General features: G+C 70.6%; 20 protein-coding genes. 18 read left to right on the top strand and 2 right to left on the bottom strand.

The window, feature by feature from the left end; translation table 11 throughout:
- Positions 1-148: 148 nt before the first annotated feature.
- The 5 genes from HHL19_RS08485 to HHL19_RS08465 all read left to right on the top strand — a co-directional run bounded on the left by HHL19_RS08485 (position 149) and on the right by HHL19_RS08465 (position 5,118).
- Positions 149-901, top strand: a complete 753-nt coding sequence (locus HHL19_RS08485) for a GntR family transcriptional regulator (protein WP_169087230.1) — start codon at positions 149-151, stop codon at positions 899-901.
- Positions 902-1,159: 258 nt separating this feature from the next.
- A complete protein-coding gene (locus tag HHL19_RS08480; protein ID WP_169087228.1) occupies positions 1,160-1,336 on the top strand; it encodes an SPOR domain-containing protein in 177 nt (58 codons plus the stop codon).
- A 22-nt stretch (positions 1,337-1,358) separates the two neighbouring features.
- The gene (locus tag HHL19_RS08475) at positions 1,359-1,805 is read left to right on the top strand and encodes a (deoxy)nucleoside triphosphate pyrophosphohydrolase (protein ID WP_169087226.1); all 447 of its coding nucleotides are present in this window, start codon (positions 1,359-1,361) and stop codon (positions 1,803-1,805) included.
- A gap of 161 nt (positions 1,806-1,966) precedes the next feature.
- Positions 1,967-2,389, top strand: coding sequence for an ATP-binding protein (locus HHL19_RS08470; RefSeq protein ID WP_169087224.1), 423 nt, complete (start codon positions 1,967-1,969; stop codon positions 2,387-2,389).
- A 143-nt stretch (positions 2,390-2,532) separates the two neighbouring features.
- Positions 2,533-5,118, top strand: a complete 2,586-nt coding sequence (locus HHL19_RS08465) for a SpoIIE family protein phosphatase (RefSeq protein WP_169087222.1) — start codon at positions 2,533-2,535, stop codon at positions 5,116-5,118.
- A gap of 23 nt (positions 5,119-5,141) precedes the next feature.
- On the opposite strand, the gene HHL19_RS08460 is transcribed toward HHL19_RS08465, so the two are convergent.
- Together HHL19_RS08460 and HHL19_RS08455 are read right to left on the bottom strand one after the other, a co-directional pair.
- Positions 5,142-5,852: a PspA/IM30 family protein gene (locus HHL19_RS08460; protein ID WP_169087220.1), complete on the bottom strand. Its 711-nt coding sequence runs from the start codon at positions 5,850-5,852 to the stop codon at positions 5,142-5,144.
- Positions 5,853-5,951: 99 nt separating this feature from the next.
- Complete coding sequence (locus tag HHL19_RS08455; protein ID WP_206325369.1) at positions 5,952-8,012, bottom strand: TPM domain-containing protein; 2,061 nt, start codon at positions 8,010-8,012, stop codon at positions 5,952-5,954.
- A gap of 154 nt (positions 8,013-8,166) precedes the next feature.
- On the opposite strand from HHL19_RS08455, the gene HHL19_RS08450 reads away from it, so the two are divergent.
- The 13 genes from HHL19_RS08450 to HHL19_RS08390 all read left to right on the top strand — a co-directional run bounded on the left by HHL19_RS08450 (position 8,167) and on the right by HHL19_RS08390 (position 26,099).
- Complete coding sequence (locus HHL19_RS08450) at positions 8,167-9,186, top strand: hypothetical protein (RefSeq protein ID WP_240981476.1); 1,020 nt, start codon at positions 8,167-8,169, stop codon at positions 9,184-9,186.
- A 186-nt stretch (positions 9,187-9,372) separates the two neighbouring features.
- The gene (locus HHL19_RS08445) at positions 9,373-11,781 is read left to right on the top strand and encodes an ABC transporter family substrate-binding protein (protein WP_169087216.1); all 2,409 of its coding nucleotides are present in this window, start codon (positions 9,373-9,375) and stop codon (positions 11,779-11,781) included.
- A 275-nt stretch (positions 11,782-12,056) separates the two neighbouring features.
- On the top strand, positions 12,057-13,958 hold the full coding sequence (gene typA / locus HHL19_RS08440; protein WP_169087214.1) for a translational GTPase TypA: 1,902 nt from the start codon (positions 12,057-12,059) through the stop codon (positions 13,956-13,958).
- Positions 13,959-14,362: 404 nt separating this feature from the next.
- Positions 14,363-15,988: an ABC transporter substrate-binding protein gene (locus HHL19_RS08435; RefSeq protein WP_169087212.1), complete on the top strand. Its 1,626-nt coding sequence runs from the start codon at positions 14,363-14,365 to the stop codon at positions 15,986-15,988.
- Between the two features lie 132 nt (positions 15,989-16,120).
- On the top strand, positions 16,121-17,050 hold the full coding sequence (locus HHL19_RS08430; RefSeq protein WP_169087211.1) for an ABC transporter permease: 930 nt from the start codon (positions 16,121-16,123) through the stop codon (positions 17,048-17,050).
- Positions 17,043-18,005 carry an ABC transporter permease gene (locus HHL19_RS08425; protein ID WP_169087209.1) on the top strand — a complete coding sequence of 321 codons (963 nt, stop codon included), beginning with the start codon at positions 17,043-17,045 and terminating at the stop codon, positions 18,003-18,005. The genes HHL19_RS08430 and HHL19_RS08425 overlap by 8 nt, the downstream gene beginning before the upstream one ends.
- Positions 18,006-18,016: 11 nt before the next feature.
- On the top strand, positions 18,017-19,069 hold the full coding sequence (locus HHL19_RS08420; RefSeq protein ID WP_169087207.1) for an ABC transporter ATP-binding protein: 1,053 nt from the start codon (positions 18,017-18,019) through the stop codon (positions 19,067-19,069).
- Positions 19,062-20,150, top strand: coding sequence for a dipeptide ABC transporter ATP-binding protein (locus tag HHL19_RS08415; RefSeq protein ID WP_169087205.1), 1,089 nt, complete (start codon positions 19,062-19,064; stop codon positions 20,148-20,150). Before HHL19_RS08420 ends, HHL19_RS08415 begins: the two co-directional genes overlap by 8 nt.
- Positions 20,151-20,359: 209 nt before the next feature.
- Positions 20,360-21,985, top strand: coding sequence for an ABC transporter substrate-binding protein (locus HHL19_RS08410; protein ID WP_169087203.1), 1,626 nt, complete (start codon positions 20,360-20,362; stop codon positions 21,983-21,985).
- A gap of 83 nt (positions 21,986-22,068) precedes the next feature.
- On the top strand, positions 22,069-22,992 hold the full coding sequence (locus HHL19_RS08405; RefSeq protein ID WP_169087201.1) for an ABC transporter permease: 924 nt from the start codon (positions 22,069-22,071) through the stop codon (positions 22,990-22,992).
- A complete protein-coding gene (locus HHL19_RS08400) occupies positions 22,985-23,971 on the top strand; it encodes an ABC transporter permease (RefSeq protein ID WP_169087199.1) in 987 nt (328 codons plus the stop codon). The genes HHL19_RS08405 and HHL19_RS08400 overlap by 8 nt, the downstream gene beginning before the upstream one ends.
- A gap of 6 nt (positions 23,972-23,977) precedes the next feature.
- Positions 23,978-24,961: an ABC transporter ATP-binding protein gene (locus HHL19_RS08395; RefSeq protein WP_169087197.1), complete on the top strand. Its 984-nt coding sequence runs from the start codon at positions 23,978-23,980 to the stop codon at positions 24,959-24,961.
- On the top strand, positions 24,954-26,099 hold the full coding sequence (locus HHL19_RS08390) for a dipeptide ABC transporter ATP-binding protein (RefSeq protein ID WP_169087195.1): 1,146 nt from the start codon (positions 24,954-24,956) through the stop codon (positions 26,097-26,099). Before HHL19_RS08395 ends, HHL19_RS08390 begins: the two co-directional genes overlap by 8 nt.
- Positions 26,100-26,139: the final 40 nt, after the last annotated feature.

Genomic DNA, 26,139 nt, shown 5'->3' with positions numbered 1-26,139 from the left:
GAAGGTATTGGTCCAGACCAATGGGGTCAAGGGGTCGGGCGGCGGCGGTTCACCTTCATCACTTCGAGTGAAACTCTGGCCCATGCTTGCGGTCGGCGACAATCGGTTGTCAGGCTGTAGCTGTCTGTCAACCTGAGGGGAGTGTCCAGTGACGTTCGGTGAGCAGCCCGCCTATCTGCGTGTGGCGAGCGATCTGCGGGAGAAGATCGCGAACGGCTCGCTCCCCCCGCATACCCGCCTCCCCTCGCAGGCACGCATCCGCGAGGAGTACGGGGTGTCGGACACGGTCGCGCTGGAGGCCCGCAAGGTGCTCATGGCCGAGGGGCTCGTCGAGGGCCGCTCGGGGTCGGGGACGTACGTCCGGGAGCGTCCGGTGCCCCGCCGCGTCGCCCGCTCCGGCTACCGGCCCGCCGTCGGTGCCACCCCCTTCCGCCAGGAGCAGGCGGTGGAGGGCGCGCGCGGCACCTGGGAGGCGAGCAGCGAGCAGGAGGAGGCGAGCGGCCCGGTCGCCGAGCGCCTCGGCATCCCGCCCGGCGACCGCGTCATGCGCACGCGGTACGTCTACCGGGACGGCGGCGAGGCCATGATGGTCGCCACCTCCTGGGAGCCGCTCGCCGTCACCGGCCGCACGCCCGTGATGCTCCCCGAGGAGGGGCCGCTCGGCGGCTGCGGCGTGGTCGAGCGGATGGCGGCGATCGACGTCGTCGTGGACAACGTGGTGGAGGAGGTCGGCGCCCGCCCCGGCCTCGCCGAGGAGCTCCTCGTCCTCGGCGGCGTCCCCGGTCACGTCGTCATGGTCGTCGAGCGCACCTTCTACGCCTCGGGCCTCGCCGTCGAGACCGCCGACGTCGTCGTCCCCGCCGACCGCTACCGCCTCTCGTACCACCTCCCGGTCCGCTGACCGGACCGGACCCGCACCCGCCCACCTCCGGGTCGAAGCTCCCTCCCTCTCTCCCTCTCTCCCTCTCTTCCTTGCTCCCTCCCTCGCGCCGTCCGGCATGTGTGCTTCGGCCGCCTTGCGTCGGTTCCCGGCCGATCCGTATCTCTTGGTGAAAATCCGTATCCGCTGTGTGAAGGTCAGGCGTAGGCTCAGGCATATGCGGATTGCGGTTTCCCGGAGATCCTTGGTGACGCCTGGCCCGGCGGAGGGAGAAGCCTGATGACCGACAGCGGCCCCGTCCATCCGTGGCTCGTGATACGGCAGGACGACAACGGCAACCGCTACCGGGTGGGCCGGTACGCGACCCAGGACGAGGCGCAGCGGATCGCGGACACGCTCGACTCCCGCGGCCCCAAGCAGCTCTACTGGGTCGAGCGCGTCAGCCCCACCCCCTGACGCCCCCGATACCCTCGCGGGCATGACCTCACGCTCCCCGCACCACGGCACCGGAACCGACCTCGGGACCGGTGCCGTGGTCGTCGTCGCGGCCGCCCTCCTCGACGGCGGCCGCCTGCTCGCCGCCCGCCGCAGCGCCCCCGCCGAACTCGCCGGCCGCTGGGAACTCCCCGGCGGCAAGGTCGAGCCCGGCGAGCGCCCCGAGGACGCCCTCGTCCGCGAACTGCGCGAGGAACTCGGCGTCGAGGCCGAGACCGGCGAGCGGATCCCCGGCGAATGGCCCCTCAAGCCCGGTTACGTCCTCCGGGTCTGGACCGCCCGCCTGCTCTCCGGCGAACCCCGCCCGCTGGAGGACCACGACGCGCTCCGCTGGCTCGCCCGCGACGAACTCGACACCGTGGACTGGCTCGACCAGGACCGCCCGGCGGTCGTGGAGGCGGCGCGCAGACTCCCCGTCGCGCGCCCCTGACCGGGGCTCGCACCCGGCCCCCTACGCCGTTCGTGCCACTGTGCGCCCATGACCGCCCCCCGGTGGGATATTTCGCGAGTAATTCCGGGTATGTCCCCATTGGTCCCTCGGGAGAGGGTGATCCTCTTCCTGCTGCACCGTGCCTGGGGAAGTGATCGCGTGTGATCGACACCGACGGCGCCCGCGCCGAGTGGAACTTCCCGGCGGAGGCCGACGCGGTGCGCACCGCCCGCCACGCCGTACGCGAGACCCTCCGCTCCTGGGAGGTCGACGCGACCGTGGGGGACATCGCCGTCCTGCTGGTCAGCGAGCTGGTCACCAACTCCCTCCGGTACGCCTCCGGGCCCATCGGGGTGCGCATCGTGCGGGCCGAGGGCGCCGCCACCGACCCGCCCCGGCACTCCGCACTCCTCGTGGAGGTCTCCGATCCGCTTCCGGATCCGCCCACCGAGCGGCCCGCGGGACCCGACGACGAAGGGGGCCGCGGGCTCGGTCTCGTCGCCTGCTCCGCACGCCGCTGGGGGACCCGGCAGGGCGACACGGGGAAAACCGTATGGTTCGAGCTGGCTCTCCCTGGTGAGTAAAGAGAGAGGGACGACGATCACCGGAGCGGGTCGCGAGCCGACCGAGACCACCCTGTGATCGTGGACGTCGTGCCGCCGGGGCCCGCGTGCTGAATACTGCGGGCATGGCCGGTCCGGTGCGGTGAGCTGGAGGGGACGGTCGCGTGAGCGAGATATCCGAGACGGCGGGCGGCGTCGTGTGGCAGAGCAGCCCGCCCGGTTCGATCTACGACTACATCCGGGTCGCCTCCTTCTCCCTCGGGCCCGACGGACGCGTCGACCAGTGGAGCCGCCGGGCGGCGGACCTCTTCGGCGTGGACGCCCGGGAGGCCCGCGGCAAGGACCCGGTCGAGGTCTTCATGCCCGCCGAGCTGCGCGATCGCGGCCACCGGCAGGTCAAGGAGGTCCTCGACGGGCGCGAATGGACCGGCCTCGTCCCGTTCCGCATCCCCGGCCAGGCCGGGCCCCCCGGACAGGACCGGCCGCACGGCATCGCCGAGCTGTACGTGATGCCCACCGAGACCGAGACCGGCGAGCGGGCCGCGCTCTGCATCGTCGTCGACGTCCGCGCCCTGCGGAGGATCGAGACCGACCTCGCCGCATCCCAGGCCATTTTCGGCCAATCCCCCTTCGGCTTCCTCCTCTTCGGCACCGACCTCACCGTCAAGCGCGCCAACCAGCGCTTCGCCGCCGTCTTCGGCGGCGACGCCGACGACCACCGGGGCCGCGGCGTCCACGACTACCTCGCCAAGCCCGAGGCCGACCGGATGACCACTGCCCTCCGCCGCGTCCTGGAGACCGGAGAGTCCGTCACCGACCTCCACATCACCGGCGCCGCCCCCGGCGCCCGGATCCGCCGCCACTGGTCCATCAACCTCTACCGGGTGCACAGCGGCTCCGGCCGCCCCATCGGCGTCGCCGGGCTCGGCATCGACGTCACCCGCCGGCAGAGCGCCGCCCGCGAGGCCGCCAGCGCCCGCCGCAACCTCGCCCTCCTCAACGAGGCCGGAGCCCGCATAGGGAACTCCCTCGACCTGGAGGCCACCGCCCGCGAACTCCTCGACGTCGCCGTCCCCGGCTTCTGCGACCTCGCCTCCGTCGACCTCTACCAGGGCCTCCTCACCGGCGACGAGGCCCCGCCCGGCCGCTGGGGCAGCTCCCACGACGTCGGCTACGGCGCGGGCAGCGCCGAACTGCGCCGGGTCGCCTTCGCCTCCGCCGTCTCCGACACCCCCCTCAGAACCGACGAGGGCCACGGACCGGCCGGCGACGGCGGCGCACCCGTCCCCATCGAGGTCGGCGCCGTCCACCGGTACCCCTTCAACTCGCCCACCGCCGGAGCCCTGCGCACCGGCCGGGTCCGCACCGTGCCCGGCGGCGAGGGCGACCTCGTCCACTCCACCCTCGCCGTCCCGATGGTCGCCCACGACACCGTCGTCGGCCTCGTGCAGTTCTCCCGCACCAAGGGCAGCGAACCCTTCGGCGACCGCGACCGGGCCCTCGCCGTCGAACTCGCCGCCCGCGCCGCCGTCTGCATCGACAACGCCCGCCTCTACCGCCGCGAGCACGAGCGCGCCCTCATCCTCCAGCGCAGCCTGCTCCCGCCCGGCGACCCCGAGGCCGCCGGACTCGACATCGCCTGCCGCTACCTCCCCGGCACCGACGCCACCGAGGTCGGCGGCGACTGGTTCGACGTCATCGAACTCCCCGGCCACCGCACCGCCCTCGTCATCGGCGACGTCATGGGCCGCGGCCTGCGCGCCGCCGTCGCCATGGGCGAACTGCGCACCGCCGTCCGCACCCTCGCCCAGCTCGACCTCGAACCCGCCGAGGTCCTCTCCCACCTCGACGAGATCGCCCGCGGCCTCGGCGCCCCCATCGGCGCCCAGCAGTCCCGCGCCAACAAGAACCGCGGCCCCGAACTCTCCGAGGTCTACCTCGCCACCTGCGTCTACGCCGTCTACGACCCCGTGACCAGACGCTGCGCCTTCGCCAACGCCGGCCACCTCCCGCCCGTCCTCGTCGCCCCCGGCGAGGAGGCCGTCCTCCTCGACGTGCCCCCGGGGATGCCGCTGGGCGTCGGCGGCGAACCCTTCGAGGAGGTCGAGGTCGAACTCCCCGAGGGCTCCCTCCTCGCGCTCTACACCGACGGACTCGTCGAATCCCGCGACCACCCCCTCGACGAGGGCCTCAGCGCCTTCCGGCGGGCCCTCGCCGACCGGGCCCGCCCCCTGGAGGACGTCTGCGACCGGGTCCTGACCACCCTCGACACCGGCCACGGCGAGGACGACATCGCCCTCCTGATGGCCCGTATCCAGGGACTGCCCGCCGAGGCCGTCGGGGACTGGCGGCTGCCCCGCGAGCCCCGCTCCGTCGGCCGCGCCCGCGAACTCGCCCGCGCCCAGCTCACCGCCTGGGGCCTCGACGCCCTCGTGGACACCGTCGAACTCCTCGTCAGCGAACTCGTCACCAACGCGCTCCGGTACGGCGAGGGCGAGATACGGCTCCGGCTGCTGCGCGACCGCACCCTCGTCTGCGAGGTCTGGGACGCCGGCCTCGTCCAGCCGCGGCGCCGCCGCGCCAAGGACACCGACGAGGGCGGCCGCGGCCTCCAGCTCGTCGGCCTGCTCTCCGCCTCCTGGGGCTCGCGCCGCACCCCGCGCGGCAAGACCGTCTGGTTCGAGCTGGCGCTGCCCGACGGCGGGCCCACCGCGGAACCCACCGTGGACCAGCTCCTCAGCATGTTCTGAGGACGGTTCGCGCCGAGGACGGCTCAGGCCGCCTTGAGCGCGGCCAGCCGGGCCGCGATCTCCGCCTCGTCGCCCAGCGCGTCCAGCTGCTCGAACTGCGCGTCGAGCGAGGACGCGGCCAGCTCCTGCTTGCCCAGGGCCCGCGCCTCCTCCCGGCGCACCTTGTCCTCGAAGCGGCTCAGCTCGCTCGTCGGGTCCAGGACGTCGATGCTCTTCACCGCGTCCATCATCGTGTTCTGCGCCTGCGCCGACTTCGCGCGGGCGACCAGCTCGTCCCGCCTGGCCTGGAGCTCGACCAGCTTGGCCTTCATCCGGTCGAGGCCCGAGGTCAGCTTCCGTACGACCTCCGTCTGCGCGGCGATGGTCGGCTCGGCCGTCCGCGCCTCCTTCTCCGACTGGAGCTGACGTCCGAGCGCCACCTTGGCGAGGTTGTCGAAGCGGTCCGCCTCCGCCGCCTGCCCGCCGGTCCGCAGTTCGTCCGCCTTCCGGCTGGCGGAGAGGGCCTTCCCGCCCCACTCGGCGGCCGCCGCCACGTCCTCCGCGTGGTCCTGCTCCATCAGCCGCAGATTGCCGATGGTCGCCGCCACCGCCTCCTCCGCCTCCGAGATGTTCGACGAGTAGTCGCGGATCAGCTGGTCCAGCATCTTCTGCGGATCCTCCGCCTGGTCCAGGAGGGCGTGGATGTTCGCCTTCGCCAGCTGGGTGACCCGGCCGAGGACGGTCTGCTTGCTCATGCGCTGCTCCTTGAAGAGTCGTACGAGGTGGGGCCGTACGAGGTGAGGTGAGGTGACGTGGGGTGGGGTGGGGTGGGGTGGGTGTCGTGGACGTGGAACTCAGAAGCGGCCGCCGCCGCCCCGCCGGCCGCGCGTGCCGCCGCCGCCGAAGCTGCCCGGCCCGCCGCCGAAACCTCCGCCCCCGAGGCCGCCGCCCCCGAAACCGCCGCCGCCCCTGCCGGAGCCCCCGCCGAACAGCCCGCCGAGGATGATGCCGCCGAGCACGGCCCCGCCGAGGCCGCCGCCACCGCTCCCGCCGACCCCCGTCACACCGCCCAGGCCGTTCGGGTTCCCGTACCGGCGCACGTCCTGCTCCGCCAGCTCCTGCGCCCGCCGGGCCAGCCCGTCCGCCCGCTGCGCCTCCGCGAGCGCCGCCTGCGGCTCCTCCGCCGCCAGCGCCCGCGCCTTCTCCAGGCGCCGCTGGGCCTCCGCGAGCCGGGTCCTGGCCTCGCTGCCCACCGCGCCCCGATGCGTCTGTACGTAGTCCGAGGCCGCGCCCAGCTCCGCACGGGCCGTCAGCAGCGCCTGCTCCAGGAGCGTCCGGGCCCGCGCGTCACCGGACTCGCGCTCCCGCGCCCCGGCCAGCGCGCCGTCCAGGGCCGCGTCCGCCTCCTCGACCCGGCGCAGCGCGTCCAGGGGGTCGTACCGTCCCGCCTCCCTCGCCCGCCGCACCTCCGCCGCCACCGACTCCGCGCGGGCGATCCGGCCCCGCAGATCGCCCGTCGAGGCGCCCTCGGCGGTCCCTTCGAGGAGGCCCCGGGCCTCGGCCAGGTCGGCGTCCGTCTCGGAGAGCGCGCCCGGCAGCCGGCCGACCGCCTCGGCCAGCTCCTGGGCCCGCCGCTCCACGGCCTCGATCAGCCGGGCCGCCTGGTCGACCGCGCCCTCGGCGGCCCGCACGTGCACCGCCGCCGAGCCGTTGTCTCCGTCGTCGACGGCCTGCCGGGCCTGGTGGACGCGGGCGGTGGCGAAGACCAGCCGGTCCTTGGCCTGCTGGACGTCGCCGGCGACCGGCGCCGCCGACGACTCGGGGTACCGCTCCCGCATCGCCGCGAGCGCCGCCTCGGCGCCGCCGACCCGGCCGGTCTGCTCGCGCAAGGCCGCCTCGACCTTGGCCAGCGCCTCGGGGGCGGTCCGCTCCAGGGCCCGCAGCCGGTCGAAGTCCTCGGTCTCCGCGTCGAGCCGGTCGTTCGCCTCGGCGCAGCTCCGCAGGATCTCGTCGAGCATGGACCGCCGGGTCGCGTCGTCCTCGGGGAAGGAGTCGTCGAGCCGCTGCCGCAGCCGGAAGGAGGCGGTCAGCCGCTCCTTCGCGAAGGCCACGGCCTCCTCGAAGGGCCGGGCGGCCTCCTCGCCGAACTGGGCGGTGGCGAAGCCGAGCTCCTCCTGGCTGGTGCGGACGGCGTCGTCGGTGGCGACCAGCGCCCGCCGGGCCTCGCCGTCCAGCTCCTCCAGGGAGGGCGGCGCGGGCTGCCCCCACCCCTGCCCGCCGCTGCCGCCGGGGGTGGTGCGGGTGGTGCTCCGCCGGCGCCTGCGGGTGTACGCGTACGCCGCCACCGCGCCGGCGCCGCCGATCAGAGCGATCGGGAGGACCAGATCGCTCCCGGAGGGCGCGTCGGCCCCGGAGCCGCCGGGGTCGGCGGGGCCCGGGGTGATCTCGGGGGAGGGGACGGGCCGGCCGGCGAGGACGGCGGAGTAGCCGTCCGCCGCGCCGATCGCGGCGCCCGCCCAGTCGTTCTCCCGCAGCGCCGGCTCGATCGCGGTCCTCGCCACGTCGTCGAGCTGGTCCTGGGTGAGCCGGGAGTCGGGGTCGGCGGAGTAGCCGTAGCGCCGGTCGCGGGTGGCGACGGCGAGCAGCACGTCGTCGCGGCCGAGGCCGCTCAGCTCGGCGGTGGCGTCGGCCCAGTCCTGGCCGGAGCGGCCGGAGAAGTCCCGTACGTAGACCACGAAGAGCTGCACCCGGCGGTCGTCGTAGAGCCGGTCGAGGGCCTCGGCGACCTCCGGGCGCCGGTCGCGCAGCGCGCCCACCCGGTCGAGGATCTGCCCGTCGGAGGGGAGGACGACGGGGTCGTCGGCGCGGGCGCAGGGCGCGGCGGGCGCGACCAGCCACCACGCCGCCACCAGCATCGCGAGCAGGGCTCGGGTGGCTGTTCGGGTCACAGAAGGGAGGCTATGTACGGTATTGCGCCCCCGCGACCGGACGGCTGCTCCGGAAACCGACCGGCGGGGGAGGGGCGTCCCCGTCAGAACCGATCATCTCCGTGAGGTTCTGGGGGCCAGGATGGACGGACGGCTGAAACGCATGTGGCGCAAGGGGCGCTGGTGGGCCCTGGGGCTCGCCCTCGTCCTCGTCGTGCCGCCGCTCTTCGGCGCGCTCGCGCTGCGGGTCAGTTACGCGGGCGACCTCCGCGACGACGCGCGCACGCGGGGGAGGGACGCGTACTGGATCGGGCACGCGTGGGTGGACGGCCGGAAGAAGGACGCCGACCTGAAGGTCCTCGCCGAGCGGCTGAAGGGCACCGGGATCAAGGACCTGTACGTGCACGCCGGGCCGCTCGAACACGACGGCACGCTGCCGGCCGCCCGGCACCCGCGGGCGCGGTGGCTGACCGACGGGATCCACCGGGTGCTGCCCGGGATCCGCGTCCAGGCCTGGCTCGGCGACGTCCTCGCCAACGACGGGCCCGTCGGCCTGCGGCTCGCCGACCCCGCGTCCCGGGCGGCCGTCACCGCCTCCGCCCGGCAGGTCCTGGACGCGGGCTTCGACGGCGTCCACTTCGACCTCGAACCGCTCCAGTCCGGCGACCCCGACTACCTGAAGCTCCTCGACGACCTCGGACGGCTGACCCGGGCCAGGAAGGCGCCGCTCTCCGTCGCCGCCCACCAGATCGACCCGCTGCCCGGCGCCCACTCCGCGCTCGGCCTCTTCTCCGACCAGGGCAAGTGGTGGTCGCAGGAGTACTTCGGGGAGGTGGCGCGGCGGGTCGACCAGATCGCGGTGATGTCGTACGACACGTGGATGCCGCTGGAGAGTCTGTACGGGGGGTACGTCGCCCAGCAGACCTCGCTGGCCCTGGAGGTGACGCCGGAGAGCACCGACCTGCTGATGGGGCTGCCCTTCTTCCACGAGGACGACCTGGGGCACCACGAGAACGCGGAGACGGTGGCGGCGGGGGTGCGGGGTGTCCGTCTGGGCCTGGGCCGCACCGACCCCGCCCGCGAACGCTTCGGCGTGGCCCTCTACGTCGACTTCGCCGAACACCCCCAGGACTGGACCGCCTACCACGAGGGCTGGTCCTGACCCCGCCGCTCCGTCGCGGGCGGGCGCGTCCGCGCACAGGGACGGCGGGTTGGGCCGCACGGGTGGGTTTGGGGCGGGGGGTCGTCGTGTCGGCGGGGGCGGGTGGGGGCGTTGTCGTTCAGTGGGATGAGTAAGAGAGTCTGATCATCTCCAAATGGCACGAAAACGGACGAAGGGGTATAAGTCATGTCCCAGGTCGGCGCCCCCCAGAGGAGGAGCCCCCGCTCCCGGACCCCCCGCTCCCGGACCCTCCGCTCCGTCGCCACCCTCACCACCGCCGCGCTCGCCGTGACCGTCCTCGCCGGATGCAGCTCCGACGAGGACGCCGACACCGGCCCCGCCGCCGCCCAGGACAACGCGCCCACCGCCCGCGCCCTGGTCGACGACGGCGGCACCCTGCGGTGGGCGGTGGACGCGCTGCCCGCCACCTTCAACGTCTTCCAGGCCGACGCCGACTCCGCCACGAGCCGGGTCGCCGGCGCCGTCCTGCCCGCCCTGCACACCCTGGACGAGCGCGGCCGGCCCCGGCTCAACCCCGACTACCTGGAGACCGCGGAGGTCATCGAGACCGAGCCCCGCCAGGTCGTCCTCTACAAGCTCAACCAGCAGGCCGTGTGGAGCGACGGCCGCGAGATCGGCGCCGCCGACTTCGTCGCCCAGTGGCGGGCCCTCAGCGGCCGCGACACCGCCTACTGGACCGCCCGCAACGCCGGCTACGAGCGCATCGAGAAGATCGAGAAGGGCAAGAACGACCTGGAGGTCCGGGTCACCTTCGCCAAGCCCTACGCCGACTGGCGCGCCCTCTTCACCCCGCTCTACCCGAAGCAGGTGATGGGCTCCCCGAACTCCTTCAACGACGGCGCCCGCACCACCCTCAAGGCCACCGCGGGACCGTTCCTGCTGGGCGCGGCGGACCGGAAGACCGGCGACCTCACCCTCACCCGCAACCCCCGCTGGTGGGGCAAGCCCGCCAAGCTCGACAGCCTCGTCCTGCGCGCCGTCCCGCGCGCCGACCGGGAGGCCGCCCTCGCCGGCGGGAAGCTCGACCTCGCCGAGATCGACCGCTCCACCGCCGAGCGGATCGCCCTCGCACTCAAGGACGCCGACGCGGGCCGCGGCGGCGCCGAGGCCGCCCGGCTGCACGGCCCCGGCTCCTCCATCACCCCCGGCAAGGCCCTCAGGTCCTGGGCCCTCGCCCACGGCGAGGACGAGGAGCTGGCCGCCGAGGTCACGGCCGCCCGCGCCCAGAACGAGGCGGCCGTCGCCCGCTACGCCGCCGCCCAGGACGCCCTCGCCGGCTACGTCGTCCGCAAGTCCCTGGAGCCCGCCTACACCCAGCTCTCCCTCAACGGCGAGTCCGGGCCGCTCGCCGACGAGCGCGTCCGCCGCGCCGTCGCCCGCGCCATCGACCGCCGGGAGCTCGCCGAGTCCGTGCTCAAGCCGCTCGGGCTCCCCTCGGAACCGCCCGGCAGCCACCTGGCCCTGGCCGGCCAGGCCGCGTACGCCGACAGCAGCGACGCACTCGGCGACCAGGACACCAAGGAGGCCCGCGCCCTCCTCGCCGACGCCGGCTGGGTCCCGGGCGGCGCCCAGAAGAAGCCGGCGGGCACCAAGGCCGGAGCCGGGGCGGAGAAGACCACGGAGAAGACCACGGAGAAGGCCACGGAAAAGGCCACGGAGAAGAAGGCGGCCGGGACGGCCGAGGAGGCCGACTCCAAGAAGAAGGCCGAGCAGAGCGACACCGCCTCCGACGACGGCCTCTACATCGTCGGCGACGACAAGCCCGGCGAGCTCCCCGCCGCCCCCCGCATCGGCCCCGGCGGCCCCGAGACCGGCACCCGGGTCCTCGCCCCGGCCCCCGCCGCCGCCCGCGAGAGCGCCGCCCTCCTCGCCCGCGCCGAGGCCCTCGACACCGGCACCCGCGCCGCGGCGGCCGCCCCCGCGAACGCCAAGCCGGACAGGGGCGTCGCCGGCGCCTACGCCCCCATGGGCAGCGCCGCCCCGGCCGCCGCCCCCGCCGCCTCCCAGGCCCTCGGCAAGGACGGCAAGGCCCTCAGCCTCCGCTTCGTCCTGCCCTCGGGCCCCGGCTCGGAGACGCTGCGGGCGGTCGGCGACCGGATCGTGCGCATGCTGGACGCGGTGGGGATCCGTACCGAGATCACCAAGGTCTCCGACGAGAGCTTCTTCAAGGACCACGTCGCCTCGGGCGAGTACGACCTGGCCCTCTACTCCTGGCCGGCCTCCGCCTATCCGGCGACCGACGCCCGGCCGATCTTCGCCAAGCCCGAGCCCGCCTCGGACGGCTCCCTGCTGGTCGAGCAGAACTACTCGCGCGTCGGCACGGACCGCATCGACCAGCTCTTCGACCAGGCGGCCGGCACCCTCGACGAGGAGGAGGCGGGCGATCTGATCCGCCAGGCCGACGCCCGGATCTGGGCCGCGGCCGGATCCATCCCCCTGTACCAGCGCCCCCAGCTGGTCGCCGCCCGGAAGGACGTGGTGAACGCCGGCGCCTGGGGCTTCGCCGCCCCCCGGTACCAGGACATCGGTTTCAAGAAGAGCGAAACGACCAAGGGTAGCCCGTCGAAACGCTGAAACCGCAGGCCACAACCTCAGAAGCAGCTCAAGTTCCTTGCCCGCCGGTGATCCCGGCGGGCAGGATCGCGTCGGCCCCTTGACCCGGACCGCATGATCTTCCCCACACCCTGGGACCCACCCTGAAACGTCCCAGTAGACCCTCTCGGATCGATCCGGGGAAGCCCCTTGCACGCCAGCCCCGTACCATAGGACATAGCCGTGGCGCGTCCGCCCGGCGGGCGTAAGAGGAACTGACGCCGATTCCCACGATCCGAGAGAAGCGCAAGCCACCCATGCCCACGCGCCACGACATCCGTAACGTCGCCATCGTCGCCCACGTCGACCACGGCAAGACGACCATCGTCGACGCCATGCTCAAGCAGGCCGGTGCCTTCGCCGCCCACCAGCAGCTCGACGACCGCATGATGGACTCGAACGACCTGGAGCGTGAGAAGGGCATCACGATCCTCGCCAAGAACACGGCGGTGAAGTACCACCCCAAGGACGGCGGGGCCCCGATCACGATCAACATCATCGACACCCCCGGCCACGCCGACTTCGGTGGCGAGGTCGAGCGCGGTCTGTCGATGGTCGACGCCGTCGTCCTCCTGGTGGACGCCTCCGAGGGTCCGCTCCCGCAGACCCGCTTCGTGCTGCGCAAGGCCCTCCAGCAGCGCAAGCCGGTCATCCTCTGCATCAACAAGACGGACCGCCCGGACTCCCGGATCGACGAGGTCGTCAACGAGACCTACGACCTGTTCCTGGACCTGGACGCGGACGAGGACCAGATCGAGTTCCCGATCGTCTACGCCTGCGGCCGTGACGGCATCGCCTCGCTGACCAAGCCGGAGGACGGCACGGTCCCGCAGGACTCCGAGAACCTGGAGCCCTTCTTCTCCACGATCCTGGAGCACGTCCCGGCCCCGTCGTACGACGAGGAGGCGCCCCTCCAGGCCCACGTCACCAACCTGGACGCCGACAACTTCCTCGGCCGTATCGCGCTGCTCCGCGTCGAGCAGGGCGAGCTGCGCAAGGGCCAGACGGTCGCGTGGATCAAGCGGGACGGCACGATCTCCAACGTCCGCATCACCGAGCTGATGATGACCGAGGCGCTCACCCGCAAGCCCGCCGAGGTCGCCGGCCCCGGTGACATCTGCGCCGTCGCCGGTATCCCCGACATCATGATCGGCGAGACCCTGGCCGACCCGGAGAACCCGATCGCGCTCCCGCTGATCACGGTCGACCAGCCGGCCATCTCCATGACCATCGGTACGAACACCTCGCCGCTCGTCGGCCGCGGCGGCACCGGCAAGGGCGCCGACGCGAAGGCCGCGGTCAAGGACCGCAAGGTCACCGCCCGCCAGGTGAAGGACCGCCTGGACCGCGAGCTCATCGGCAACGTCTCGCTCCGCGTCCTCGACACCGAGCGTCCGGACGCCTGGGAGGTCCAGGGCCGTGGTGAGCTCGCGCTCGCCATCCTGGTCGAGCAGATGCGCCGCGAGGGCTTCGAGCTCACCATCGGCAAGCCCCAGGTCGTCACCAAGGAGGTCGACGGCAAGATCCACGAGCCCGTCGAGCGCCTCACGGTCGACGTGCCCGAGGAGCACATGGGCGCCGTCACCCAGCTCATGGGCGTCCGCAAGGGCCGCATGGACAACATGTCGAACCACGGCTCCGGCTGGGTCCGCATGGAGTTCGTCGTCCCGTCCCGCGGCCTGATCGGCTTCCGTACGGAGTTCCTCACCAACACCCGCGGCACCGGCATCGCCCACTCGATCCACGAGGGCCACGAGCCGTGGTTCGGCCAGCTCCAGACCCGTAACAACGGCTCCCTGGTCGCCGACCGCGCCGGCGCGGTCACCGCCTTCGCGATGACCAACCTCCAGGAGCGCGGCGTCCTGTTCACCGACCCCGGCACCGAGGTGTACGAGGGCATGATCGTCGGCGAGAACTCGCGCTCCGACGACATGGACGTGAACATCACCAAGGAGAAGAAGCTCACGAACATGCGGTCCTCGTCGGCCGACTCGTTCGAGGCGATCGTCCCGCCGCGCAAGCTCTCCCTGGAGCAGTCCCTGGAGTTCTGCCGCGACGACGAGTGCGTCGAGGTGACCCCGGAGGCCGTCCGCATCCGCAAGGTCGTCCTGGACCAGAAGGAGCGCAGCCGCTCCGCCTCGCGCGCCAAGAACGCCTGAGCCGCATCTCACACATAAGGCCTGGCCACTCGCACACTGTGCGAGTGGCCAGGCCTTTTTCGTCAAACGCATTGCCCGGGCCGGGTGTCCGGATTCCGGTCATCGCTCTCCGGTACGTGTGTTAACGGTCCGTTTCGCGGGTGTCTGTCTGTGATCAGTTTGTCCGGATTTCGGTATCTGGGGCCTTGGTGATGTTGTCAAAACGAGACCACTTAAGTGTGGTTTACAGCCCGGGCGTACTTAATAGTTGGCTGCATTGAGCTCGGGTCAATGGGTCACGCACTGTGGGGAGTGCCGACTCACGAGCACACTCGGGGTACCGGGGGATCAACGCCGTCAGGGGTGTCGGCAGGTCTCGAAGTGCCCTTCTTGTAGTGACAAGTGGACTCATGAGGAGGAAACCCATGCGCGGTGCCAAGAGCGCCAAGTGGGTAGCGGGCGCGATCATCGTCGCCCTGGCTGCTACCGCCTGTGGCGGGGGCAAGGACGACAGTGGCGACAAGGGCAAGAAGAACGCCTCGGGTCAGCCCGCAGGCTACGTCTCGATCGACGTCGGTGAGCCGCAGAAGCCGCTGATCCCGGCCGACACCAACGAGAGCGTCGGCTCGTACGTCATCCGCGCAGTCTTCACTCAGCTGCTCGACTTCGACGCCAAGGGCGACATCGTCTACACCAACGCCGAGTCGGTCACGACGACGGACGCCAAGGTGTGGACCGTCAAGCTGAAGCCCGGCTGGAAGTTCCACAACGGCGAGGCCGTCACCGCGCAGTCCTACGTGGACGCCTGGAACTGGTACGCGAACGTCAAGAACAACCAGCAGAACGCGTTCTGGTTCTCCGACATCGCCGGCTACGGCGACGTGCACCCGGAGAAGGGTGACCCGAAGACCGACAAGATGTCGGGTCTGAAGGTCGTGGACGACACCACCTTCACGATCACGCTGACCGACAAGGTCCCGTACTTCAACTACAAGCTGGGCTACTCGACCTTCGCCCCGCTGCCGAAGGTCTTCTACGACGACCCGAAGGCGTTCGGCCAGAAGCCGATCGGCAACGGCCCGTACAAGTTCGAGTCCTGGACCCACAAGAAGATGATCCAGGTCGCCGCCTACGACGGCTACCAGGGTCCGAACAAGCCCAAGAACAAGGGCATCCAGTTCAAGAACTACGCCACCGTCGAGGCGGCGTACCAGGACGTCCTCTCCGGCAACCTGGACATGATCCGCCAGGTCGGCCCGACCGACCTGCCGAAGTACAAGCAGGACCTGGGCGACGGCGCCATCGAGCAGGCGTACGCGGCCATCCAGTCGCTGGTCCCGGCCTTCTACAGCAAGACGTTCAAGGACGTCGACCCGAAGGTCATCCAGGGTCTGTCCATGGCGATCGACCGTGACACGATCACCAAGACCGTCCTGAACAACACCCGTACCCCGGCGAAGAGCTTCACCCCGCCCGGCATCAAGGGCAACCAGGACCTCGGCACGGACGTCTTCACCTACAACCCGGAGAAGGCGAAGAAGCTCATCGCCGAGGGCGGTGGCGTCCCGGACAACAAGCTGTACATCCAGTACAACACCGATGGTGGCCACAAGGAGTGGGTGACCGCGGTCTGCGAGTCCATCCGCCGGGCCACCGACGTGGACTGCGTCGGCGACCCGAAGCCCGACTTCCCGACGGACCTCGAGGCGCGCGACAACAACCAGGTCAAGTCGATGTACCGCGGTGGCTGGGTCGCCGACTACCCGGTCAACGTCAACTTCCTGAAGGAGCTCTACCACTCCAAGGCGGAGAGCAACAACGGTCGCTTCAACGACGCGGAGATCGACGCCCTCATGGCGGCGGGCGACAAGGCCAACTCCCTCGAGGAGTCGGTCAAGGCCTACCAGGAGGTCGAGAAGAAGGTTCTCGAGAAGATGCCGGCCATCCCGCTCTGGTACTACAGCATCAACGGCGGCCACGGTAAGGGCGTCACCAACGTGAAGGTCGACTACCACGGCGACCTCGTGCTGACCGACGTCACCACCAAGTAACCAGCCCGCGGGCCTCAACCCCCAATCGGCCGTCAAACCGCCGTCGTCGGAGTCTCCGACGACGGCGGAGGTCAGGGGGCCGTCTGTCACGGACGGTCCCCTGACCGTCGTTCACCCCTCACGGAGGCACCCATGGGGCGCTACGTCGCACGACGACTGCTCCAGATGATCCCGGTGTTCATCGGGTCAACCCTGCTGATCTTCTCGATGATGTACGTGCTGCCCGGCGATCCCGTGCGCGCGCTGGCAGGCGAACAGAACGTGGATCCGGCGCAGATCGCTGCGCTGAGAAGCGATCTGGGGCTCGACAAGCCACTTTTGATGCAGTACGTCATCTATCTGGGCAACCTGCTTCAGGGTGACTTCGGGACGCAGATCGCCAGCGGTCGGCCCATCGCCGAGGTCATCGCGGAGGCCTACCCGGTCACCATCCAGCTGACGCTCTTCGCGTTCACCTTCACGGTCGTGGTCGGCATCACGCTCGGCGTGATCGCGGGCCTCAAGCCCGACACGCTGCGCGACCGCGGCCTGCTGATCCTCACGCTGCTGCTGATCTCGGTCCCCTCGTTCGTCCTGGGCCGTCTCTCCCAGTACTTCTTCGCGTTCCAGCTCGGCATCGTCGAGCCGAACGTGTCGCTCGAAGAGAACCTCAGCGAACTGCTGCTGCCCGCATCGGTGCTGGGCGCGCTCTCCCTGGCCTACGTGGCCCGCCTGACGCGCACCTCCATCGCCGAGAACCTGCGCGCCGACTACATCCGCACCGCGGTCGCCAAGGGCCTGCCGCGCCGGCGGGTCGTCAGCGTGCACCTGCTGCGCAACTCGATGATCCCGGTCGTCACCTTCCTCGGCACCGACCTCGGCACCCTGATGTCCGGCGCCGTCGTCACCGAGGGCATCTTCAACATCAAGGGAGTCGGCAGCCTCATCTTCGACGCGCTGCGGCACCGCGAGGGCTCGACGGTCGTCGGCGTCGTCACTCTGATCGTGCTCATCTACCTCATCGCCAGCCTGCTCGTCGACCTGCTTTACGCGGTTCTGGACCCGAGGATCCGTTATGCCTGAGAAGATCGCAGAGACCGCGGAGGGCTCCGTCGCCACGATCGCGGACGGGCGCGACACCGTCACGGCGGACGAGGCGGGGCAGACGTCGGGGAAGGCACGCAGCCTCTGGTCCGACGCCTGGCACGACCTGCGGCGCAACCCGCTCTTCCTCGTCTCGTCGGTGATGATCCTGCTGCTGATCGTGATGGCCGTCGCGCCCTCGCTGTTCACCAGCGCCTCGCCGCGTGACGGTGACCTGGTCAACCACTACCTCCAGAAGCCCAACTGGAGCCATGTCTTCGCCGCGGACTGGTTCGGCTACGACATCCAGGGCCGCTCCATCTACGCCCGCGTCATCCACGGCGCCCGGGCGTCGATCACCGTCGGCGTCACGGTCACGATCCTGGTCACCGCCGTCGGCGGCGCCCTCGGCATGCTGGCCGGCTACTACGGCGGCTTCATCGACAGCGTCCTGTCCCGGGTCACCGACATCTTCTTCGGCGTGCCCTTCCTGCTCGGTGCGATGGTCATCCTGACCAGCTTCGAGACGCGCGAGGTCTGGGTCGTGATCCTCGCCCTGGCCTTCCTCGGCTGGACCCAGATCGCCCGTGTCGCGCGCGGCGCGGTGATCACGGTCAAGCAGGCCGACTACGTGGTGGCCGCCCGCGCGCTCGGCGCCTCCACCTCGCGGATCATGATCAAGCACATCCTGCCGAACGCCCTCGCGCCGGTGATCGTCGTCGCGACGATCGCCCTCGGCGGCTACATCGGTGCCGAGGCCACGCTGTCCTTCCTCGGTATCGGCCTCGCCGAGCCGACGGTCTCGTGGGGCATCGACGTCTCCGACGGCTTCCAGCAGATCCGGAACGCTCCGTACGTCCTGGTCATCCCGTCCGTCATGGTCTCGATCACGGTGCTCTCGTTCCTCATGTTCGGCGATGCGGTGCGCAACGCCCTCGACCCCAAGCTGCGCTGAGGGAGGCGTACATGACCATCATCGAAAAGACCGCGAGCGTACCCGCGCCGCGTGGCGCCGCCGGCGACACGCTTCTCGAAGTGCGCGACCTGCACGTGGAGTTCCACACCCGCGACGGCGTGGCCAAGGCTGTCAACGGCGTGAACTACTCGGTCAGCGCCGGCGAGACCCTCGCCGTCCTCGGCGAGTCCGGCTCCGGCAAGTCCGTCACCGCCCAGGCCATCATGGGCATCCTCGACATGCCCCCCGGCAGGATCCCGCAGGGCGAGATCCTGTTCCGCGGCCAGGACATGCTGAAGATGTCCGAAGAGGAGCGCCGCAAGATCCGCGGCCGGAAGATCGCGATGATCTTCCAGGACGCGCTCTCCTCGCTGAACCCGGTCCTCTCGGTCGGCTACCAGCTCGGCGAGATGTTCCGCGTCCACCAGGGCATGTCCAAGAAGGACGCCAAGCTCAAGGCCATCGAGCTGATGGACAAGGTCAAGATCCCCGCCGCCAAGGCGCGGGTCAGCGACTACCCCCACCAGTTCTCCGGCGGTATGCGCCAGCGCATCATGATCGCCATGGCGCTCGCCCTGGAGCCGGACCTGATCATCGCCGACGAGCCGACCACGGCCCTCGACGTGACGGTCCAGGCCCAGGTCATGGACCTGCTCGCGGAGCTCCAGCGCGAGTACAACATGGGCCTGATCCTGATCACCCACGACCTCGGCGTCGTCGCCGACGTCGCGGACAAGATCGCCGTGATGTACGCCGGCCGCATCGTCGAGCAGGCGCCCGTCCACGAGCTGTACGGGCGTCCCGCCCACCCGTACACCCGGGGTCTGCTCGACTCGATCCCGCGCCTGGACCAGAAGGGCCAGGAGCTGTACGCGATCAAGGGTCTGCCGCCCAACCTGACGCGCATCCCGAGTGGTTGCGCCTTCAATCCCCGCTGCCCGAAGGCCACCGACCTCTGCCGTACGGAGATCCCGGCCCTGGTGCCGGTCACCGAGCAGGACGGCGCGGATCTGCCGGGCCGCAAGAGCGCCTGCCACTTCTGGAAGGAGACGATCGATGGCTGACCTCAGCAAGAACGACGAGGCCGTGGCCGCGGCTCTCGACACGCCGATCGAGCGCGGCGAGCCGATCCTCCAGGTGCGCAACCTGCAGAAGCACTTCCCGCTGACGCAGGGCATCCTCTTCAAGAAGCAGGTCGGCGCGGTCAAGGCCGTGGACGGGGTCTCCTTCGACCTCTACCAGGGCGAGACCCTCGGCATCGTGGGCGAGTCCGGCTGCGGCAAGTCCACGGTCGCCAAGCTCCTGATGAACCTGGAGCGGGCCACCGCGGGCGAGGTCTTCTACAAGGGCCAGGACATCACCAAGCTGACCGGCCGCGCGCTGAAGGCCGTCCGCCGCAACATCCAGATGGTGTTCCAGGACCCGTACACCTCGCTGAACCCGCGCATGACGGTCGGCGACATCATCGGCGAGACCTTCGACATCCACCCCGAGGTGGCCCCGAAGGGCGACCGGCGCCGCAAGGTGCAGGAGCTGCTCGACGTCGTCGGTCTGAACCCGGAGTACATCAACCGGTACCCGCACCAGTTCTCCGGCGGTCAGCGCCAGCGCATCGGCATCGCCCGCGGCCTCGCGCTCAACCCGGAGATCATCATCTGCGACGAGCCGGTCTCGGCCCTGGACGTCTCCGTCCAGGCGCAGGTCATCAACCTGATGGAGAAGCTCCAGGACGAGTTCAACCTGTCCTACATCTTCATCGCGCACGACCTGTCGATCGTCCGGCACATCTCGGACCGCGTGGGCGTCATGTACCTCGGCAAGCTCGCCGAGATCGGTACGGACGCGGAGATCTACGACCACCCCACGCACCCGTACACCCAGGCGCTGCTCTCCGCGGTGCCGGTGCCGGACCCGCGGGCGCGTGTCGACCGCGACCGGATCATCCTCACGGGCGACGTGCCCTCGCCGGCGAACCCGCCGTCGGGCTGCCGCTTCCGCACCCGGTGCTGGAAGGCCCAGGACAAGTGCTCCACGGAGCAGCCCGTCCTGGCGATCCCGGAGCGCTTCCGCGGCCAGGACACCCTCGCGGCCCACGAGTCGGCGTGCCACTTCGCCGAGGAGCGGGACGTCGTCCACGCGGGCTGACCGACCGTGACGGCCTGAAGGACGGACCCGCAGGACCAGGGCCCCTCGCACCCCCGCCGGGTGCGGGGGGCCCTTCCGTATCGCCGCGGCCCCTCCCGTACCGCCCCGTGCACCCCCCGTACTCGCTCGGACGCCGTAAAAGTGCACCCCCGTCAATATCGGGTGATATTTGGCCCTAAGTCACGCTTAGGACAATCGGGAGGCACTCCATGCGCGGAGCCACGCACGCCAAGTGGGCCGCACTGGCCACCGCCGTCGCCCTGGCGGCGACCGCCTGCGGCGGCGGTGACGACAGTGGCGGTGGAGGGGCCGACGGCATCGTGAGCTCCTCCTGGGGCGACCCGCAGAACCCGCTGGAGCCAGCGAACACCAACGAGGTCCAGGGCGGCAAGGTCCTGTCGATGATCTTCCGCGGGCTCAAGCAGTACGACCCGAAGACCGGCGAGGCCAAGGACATGCTCGCCGAGAAGATCGAGACGACCGACTCGACCAACTTCACCATCACCGTCAAGGACGGCTGGACGTTCTCCAACGGCGAGAAGGTCACCGCCCAGTCCTTCGTCGACGCCTGGAACTACGGCGCCGCCCTCAAGAACAACCAGAAGAACGCCTTCTTCTTCGGCCAGATCGAGGGCTACGACCAGGTCCACCCCGACGAGGGCGAGGCCACCGCCGACACCCTGTCCGGCCTCAAGGTCACCGGCCCGCAGACCTTCACGGTGAAGCTCTCCCAGAAGTTCTCGACCTGGCCGGACACCCTCGGCTACGCGGCCTTCGCGCCGCTCCCCAAGGCCTTCTTCGACGACCACGACGCCTGGCTGTCGAAGCCCGTCGGCAACGGCCCGTACACCATCGACTCGTACTCCAAGGGCTCCCAGATGGAGCTCAAGCGCTGGGACGGGTACCCCGGTGACGACAAGGCCCAGAACGGCGGCATCACCCTCAAGGTCTACACGGACAACAACACCGCGTACACCGACCTGATCGCCGGCAACCTCGACCTCGTCGACGACGTCCCCGCCGCCCAGCTCAAGAACGTCTCCGCCGACCTCGGCGACCGGTACATCAACGTCCCGGCCGGCATCATCCAGACCCTCTCCTTCCCGTTCTACGACGAGGCGTGGAACAAGCCGGGCCAGGAGAAGCTCCGCCAGGGCCTGTCGAGGGCCATCGACCGCGAGCAGATCACCGAGACGATCTTCCAGAAGACCCGTACCCCCGCCGTCGACTGGACCTCCCCGGTCCTCGGCGAGGACGGCGGCTTCAAGGACATCTGCGGCGACTTCTGCACGTACGACGCCGCCGAGGCGAAGAAGCTGGTCGCCGAGGGCGGCGGCATCCCCGGCGGCACCATGAAGATCTCGTACAACGCCGACACCGGCTCCCACAAGGAGTGGGTGGACGCCGTCTGCAACTCCATCAACCGGGCCCTCGGCAACAACACGGCGTGCGTCGGCAACCCGATCGGCACCTTCGCCGACTACCGCAACCAGGTCACCACCCAGAAGATGACCGGACCCTTCCGGGCCGGCTGGCAGATGGACTACCCGCTCATCCAGAACTTCCTGCAGCCGCTGTACTACACCAACGCCTCGTCCAACGACGGCAAGTACACCAGCGCCGAGTTCGACAAGCTGGTCGACCAGGCCAACGCCGAGACCGACATCCCGAAGGCCGTCGGCCTCTTCCAGCAGGCCGAGGAAGTCCTCCGCGACGACATGGGCGCGATCCCGCTCTGGTACCAGAACGGCAGCGCCGGCTACTCCGACCGGGTCGAGAACGTCTCCCTCAACCCGTTCAGCGTCCCGGTCTACGACCAGATCAAGGTCAAGTGACGTCGTCGTAGGCCGGTGGCGTACGGCCCGGCACGCGGAACCCCGCGCCGGGCCGTACGCCTTCCCCCTCCCTGGAGGTTCCCGTGGGTCGATACGTGATCCGGCGGCTGCTGCAGATGATCCCGGTCTTCTTCGGCGCCACGCTGTTGATCTTCCTGATGGTGAACGTGATGGGCGATCCCATCGCCGGACTCTGCGGCGACCGCGCCTGCGACCCGGCGACGGCCGCCCGGCTGAGGCAGGAGTTCGGCCTCGACAAGCCCGTCTGGCAGCAATACCTGACCTATATGGGCAACGTCTTCACCGGCGATTTCGGCACCGCCTTCAACGGGCAGCCGGTCACCGAACTGATGGCCACCGCCTTCCCGGTCACCATCCGGCTCACCATCGTCGCCATCCTCTTCGAGATCGTCATCGGCATCAGCCTCGGCGTCATCACCGGCCTCAAGCGCGGCCGCCCCGTCGACACCACCGTCCTGCTGCTGACCCTGGTCGTCCTCTCCGTCCCCACCTTCGTCACCGGCCTCCTCGTCCAGCTGCTGCTCGGCGTCAAGTGGGGCTGGATCGACCCGGCCGTCTCGCCCGCCGCCACCTTCGACGAGCTGATCGTCCCCGGCCTGGTCCTCGCCTCCGTCTCCCTCGCGTACGTCACCCGGCTCACCCGCACCTCGATCGCCGAGAACAAGCGCGCCGACTACGTCCGCACCGCCGTCGCCAAGGGCCTCCCGCGCCGCCGGGTCATCAGCCGCCACCTGCTGCGCAACAGCCTCATCCCGGTGGTCACCTTCATCGGCGCCGACGTCGGCGCGCTCATGGGCGGTGCCATCGTCACCGAACGGATCTTCAACATCCACGGCGTCGGCTACCAGCTCTACCAGGGCATCGTCCGGCAGAACACCCAGACCGTGGTCGGCTTCGTGACGATCCTCGTCCTGATCTTCCTGCTGGCCAACCTCCTGGTGGACCTCCTGTACGCCGTCCTTGACCCGAGGATTCGCTATGCCTGAGCCGCTCGAACCGCTGGAAGAGGGTCGCGCGATCGCCGCGACCGGCGCCGGGGGAGCCACCGACCTCGCCATGGAGGAGGCCGAGACCCTGGAGAAGCTGCCCGCCGGCCCCCAGGGCACCGGACCCGACAACAAGCCCCGCTCCCTCTGGTCCGACGCCTGGCACGACCTGCGCCGCAACCCGGTCTTCATCGTCTCCGGCCTGATCATCCTCTTCCTGGTGATCATCGCGATCTGGCCGTCCCTGATCGCCTCCGGCGACCCCCTCGACTGCGACCTCTCCAAGGCGCAGGAGGGATCCCAGCCCGGCCACCCCTTCGGCTTCAACGGACAGGGCTGCGACGTCTACACCCGGACCGTCTACGGAGCCAGGGCCTCCATCGAGGTCGGCGTCCTCGCCACCCTCGGCGTGACCCTCCTCGGCGCCACCCTCGGCGGCCTCGCCGGCTTCTTCGGCGGCGCCTGGGACGGCATCCTCTCCCGGATCACCGACATCTTCTTCGCCATCCCCGTCGTCCTCGGCGGCCTCGTCCTGCTCTCCGTCGTCAGCAACAACACCGTCTGGCCCGTCATCGGCTTCATGGTGCTGCTCGGCTGGCCGCAGCTCTCCCGCATCGCCCGCGGCTCGGTGATCACCGCCAAACAGAACGACTACGTGCAGGCCGCCCGCGCGCTCGGCGCCTCCAACTCCCGGATGCTGCTCCGGCACATCGCGCCCAACGCCCTCGCGCCCGTCATCGTCGTCGCCACCATCGCCCTCGGCACCTACATCGCCCTGGAGGCGACCCTGTCCTTCCTCGGCGTCGGCCTGAAACCGCCGACGGTCTCCTGGGGCATCGACATCTCCTCGGCCTCGCCGTACGTCCGCAACGCGCCGCACATGCTGCTCTGGCCCTCCGGCGCGCTCGCCATCACGGTGCTCGCCTTCATCATGCTCGGCGACGCCGTCCGCGACGCCCTCGACCCGAAGCTGAGGTAGGCACCCATGCTGCTCGAAGTGCGCGACCTGCACGTGGAGTTCCACACCCGCGACGGGATCGCCAAGGCGGTCAACGGCGTGAACTACTCCGTCGACTCGGGGGAGACCCTCGCCGTCCTCGGCGAGTCCGGCTCCGGCAAGTCCGTCACCGCCCAGGCCGTCATGGGCATCCTCGACATGCCCCCCGGGAAGATCACCGGTGGCGAGATCCTCTTCCAGGGCCAGGACCTGCTCAAGCTCAAGGAGGAGGAGCGCAGGAAGGTCCGCGGCGCCAAGATGGCGATGATCTTCCAGGACGCGCTCTCCTCCCTCAACCCCGTCCTCAGCGTCGGCGAACAGCTCGGCGAGATGTTCGTCGTCCACAAGGGGATGAGCAAGAAGGACGCCCGCGCCCAGGCCGTCGAACTGATGGACCGGGTCCGCATCCCCGCCGCCAAGGAGCGCGTCGGCCAGTACCCCCACCAGTTCTCCGGCGGCATGCGCCAGCGCATCATGATCGCCATGGCGCTCGCCCTCGAACCCGAGCTGATCATCGCCGACGAGCCCACCACCGCCCTCGACGTCACCGTCCAGGCCCAGGTCATGGAGCTCCTCGCCGAACTCCAGCGCGAGTACAACATGGGGCTCATCCTCATCACCCACGACCTCGGCGTCGTCGCCGACGTCGCCGACGACATCGCCGTCATGTACGCCGGCCGGATCGTCGAGAAGGCCCCCGTCCACGAGATCTACAAGGCGCCCGCCCACCCCTACACCCGCGGCCTCCTCGACTCCATCCCGCGCCTGGACCAGAAGGGCCAGGAGCTGTACGCGATCAAGGGCCTGCCGCCCAACCTGCTCGCCATCCCGCCCGGCTGCGCCTTCAACCCGCGCTGCCCGATGGCCCAGGACGTCTGCCGCACCGACGTGCCCCCGCTGTACGAGGTCACCGAGTCGCCCGTCCCGCGCTCCAGCGCCTGCCACTTCTGGAAGGAGTGCCTCCATGGCTGAGGCGATTCTCGAGGTCCGGGACCTGCACAAGCACTACCCGCTGACCCAGGGCATCCTCTTCAAGAAGCAGGTCGGCGCGGTCCGGGCCGTCGACGGCGTCGACTTCGACCTCGCCGCCGGCGAGACCCTCGGCATCGTCGGCGAGTCCGGCTGCGGCAAGTCGACCGTCGCGAAGATGCTGGTCAACCTGGAGAAGCCGACCTCCGGCTCCATCAGGTACAAGGGCGAGGACCTCACCAAGATGTCCCCCCGCGCCCTCAAGGCAGTCCGCCGCAACATCCAGATGGTCTTCCAGGACCCGTACACCTCGCTCAACCCGCGGATGACGGTCGGCGACATCATCGGCGAGCCGTACGAGATCCACCCCGAGGTCGCGCCCAAGGGCGACCGGCGCCGCAAGGTCCAGGACCTGCTCGACGTCGTCGGCCTCAACCCCGAGTACATCAACCGCTATCCGCACCAGTTCTCCGGCGGCCAGCGCCAGCGCATCGGCATCGCCCGCGGCCTCGCCCTCCGGCCCGAGATCATCGTCGCCGACGAGCCGGTCTCCGCCCTCGACGTCTCCGTCCAGGCCCAGGTCGTCAACCTCCTCGACCGGCTCCAGTCCGAGTTCTCCCTGTCGTACGTCTTCATCGCCCACGACCTGTCGATCGTGCGGCACATCTCGGACCGGGTCGGCGTCATGTACCTCGGCCGGATCGTGGAGATCGGCTCCGATGTCCAGATCTACGACCACCCCACCCACCCCTACACCCAGGCACTGCTCTCCGCCGTGCCCGTCCCCGACCCCGAGGCGCGCGCCCACCGCGAGCGGATCATCCTCACCGGCGACGTGCCCTCCCCGGCCAACATCCCCTCCGGCTGCCGCTTCCGCACCCGCTGCTGGAAGGCGCAGGACCGCTGCGCCCTGGAGGTCCCGCTGCTCGCCGTCCCGGCCGTCTTCCGCCTCACCGACACCCCCGCCAAGCACGACTCCGCCTGCCACTTCGCCGAGGAGAAGCGGGTGGTCCCGCCGGAGGAGTCGCTGGCCCACCCGGACCCCCTGGAGGAGGGCCCGGCCCCGGCGGAGGCGGCGCGGGAGGCGGGGGCACCGGAGAAGCCGGGTCCGGAGGAGCCGGGAAGCCCGAAGTCGCTTTAACGCCCCGGCAATCACCGAGTATCGGATCCGATATACGAAT

Origin of the sequence: Streptomyces sp. R302 (assembly GCF_012927245.1) — a bacterium.
Lineage (GTDB): Bacteria > Actinomycetota > Actinomycetes > Streptomycetales > Streptomycetaceae > Streptomyces.
The sequence above is the reverse complement of the archived record's forward strand: the minus strand, read 5'-3'. Positions and strand labels throughout refer to the sequence as shown.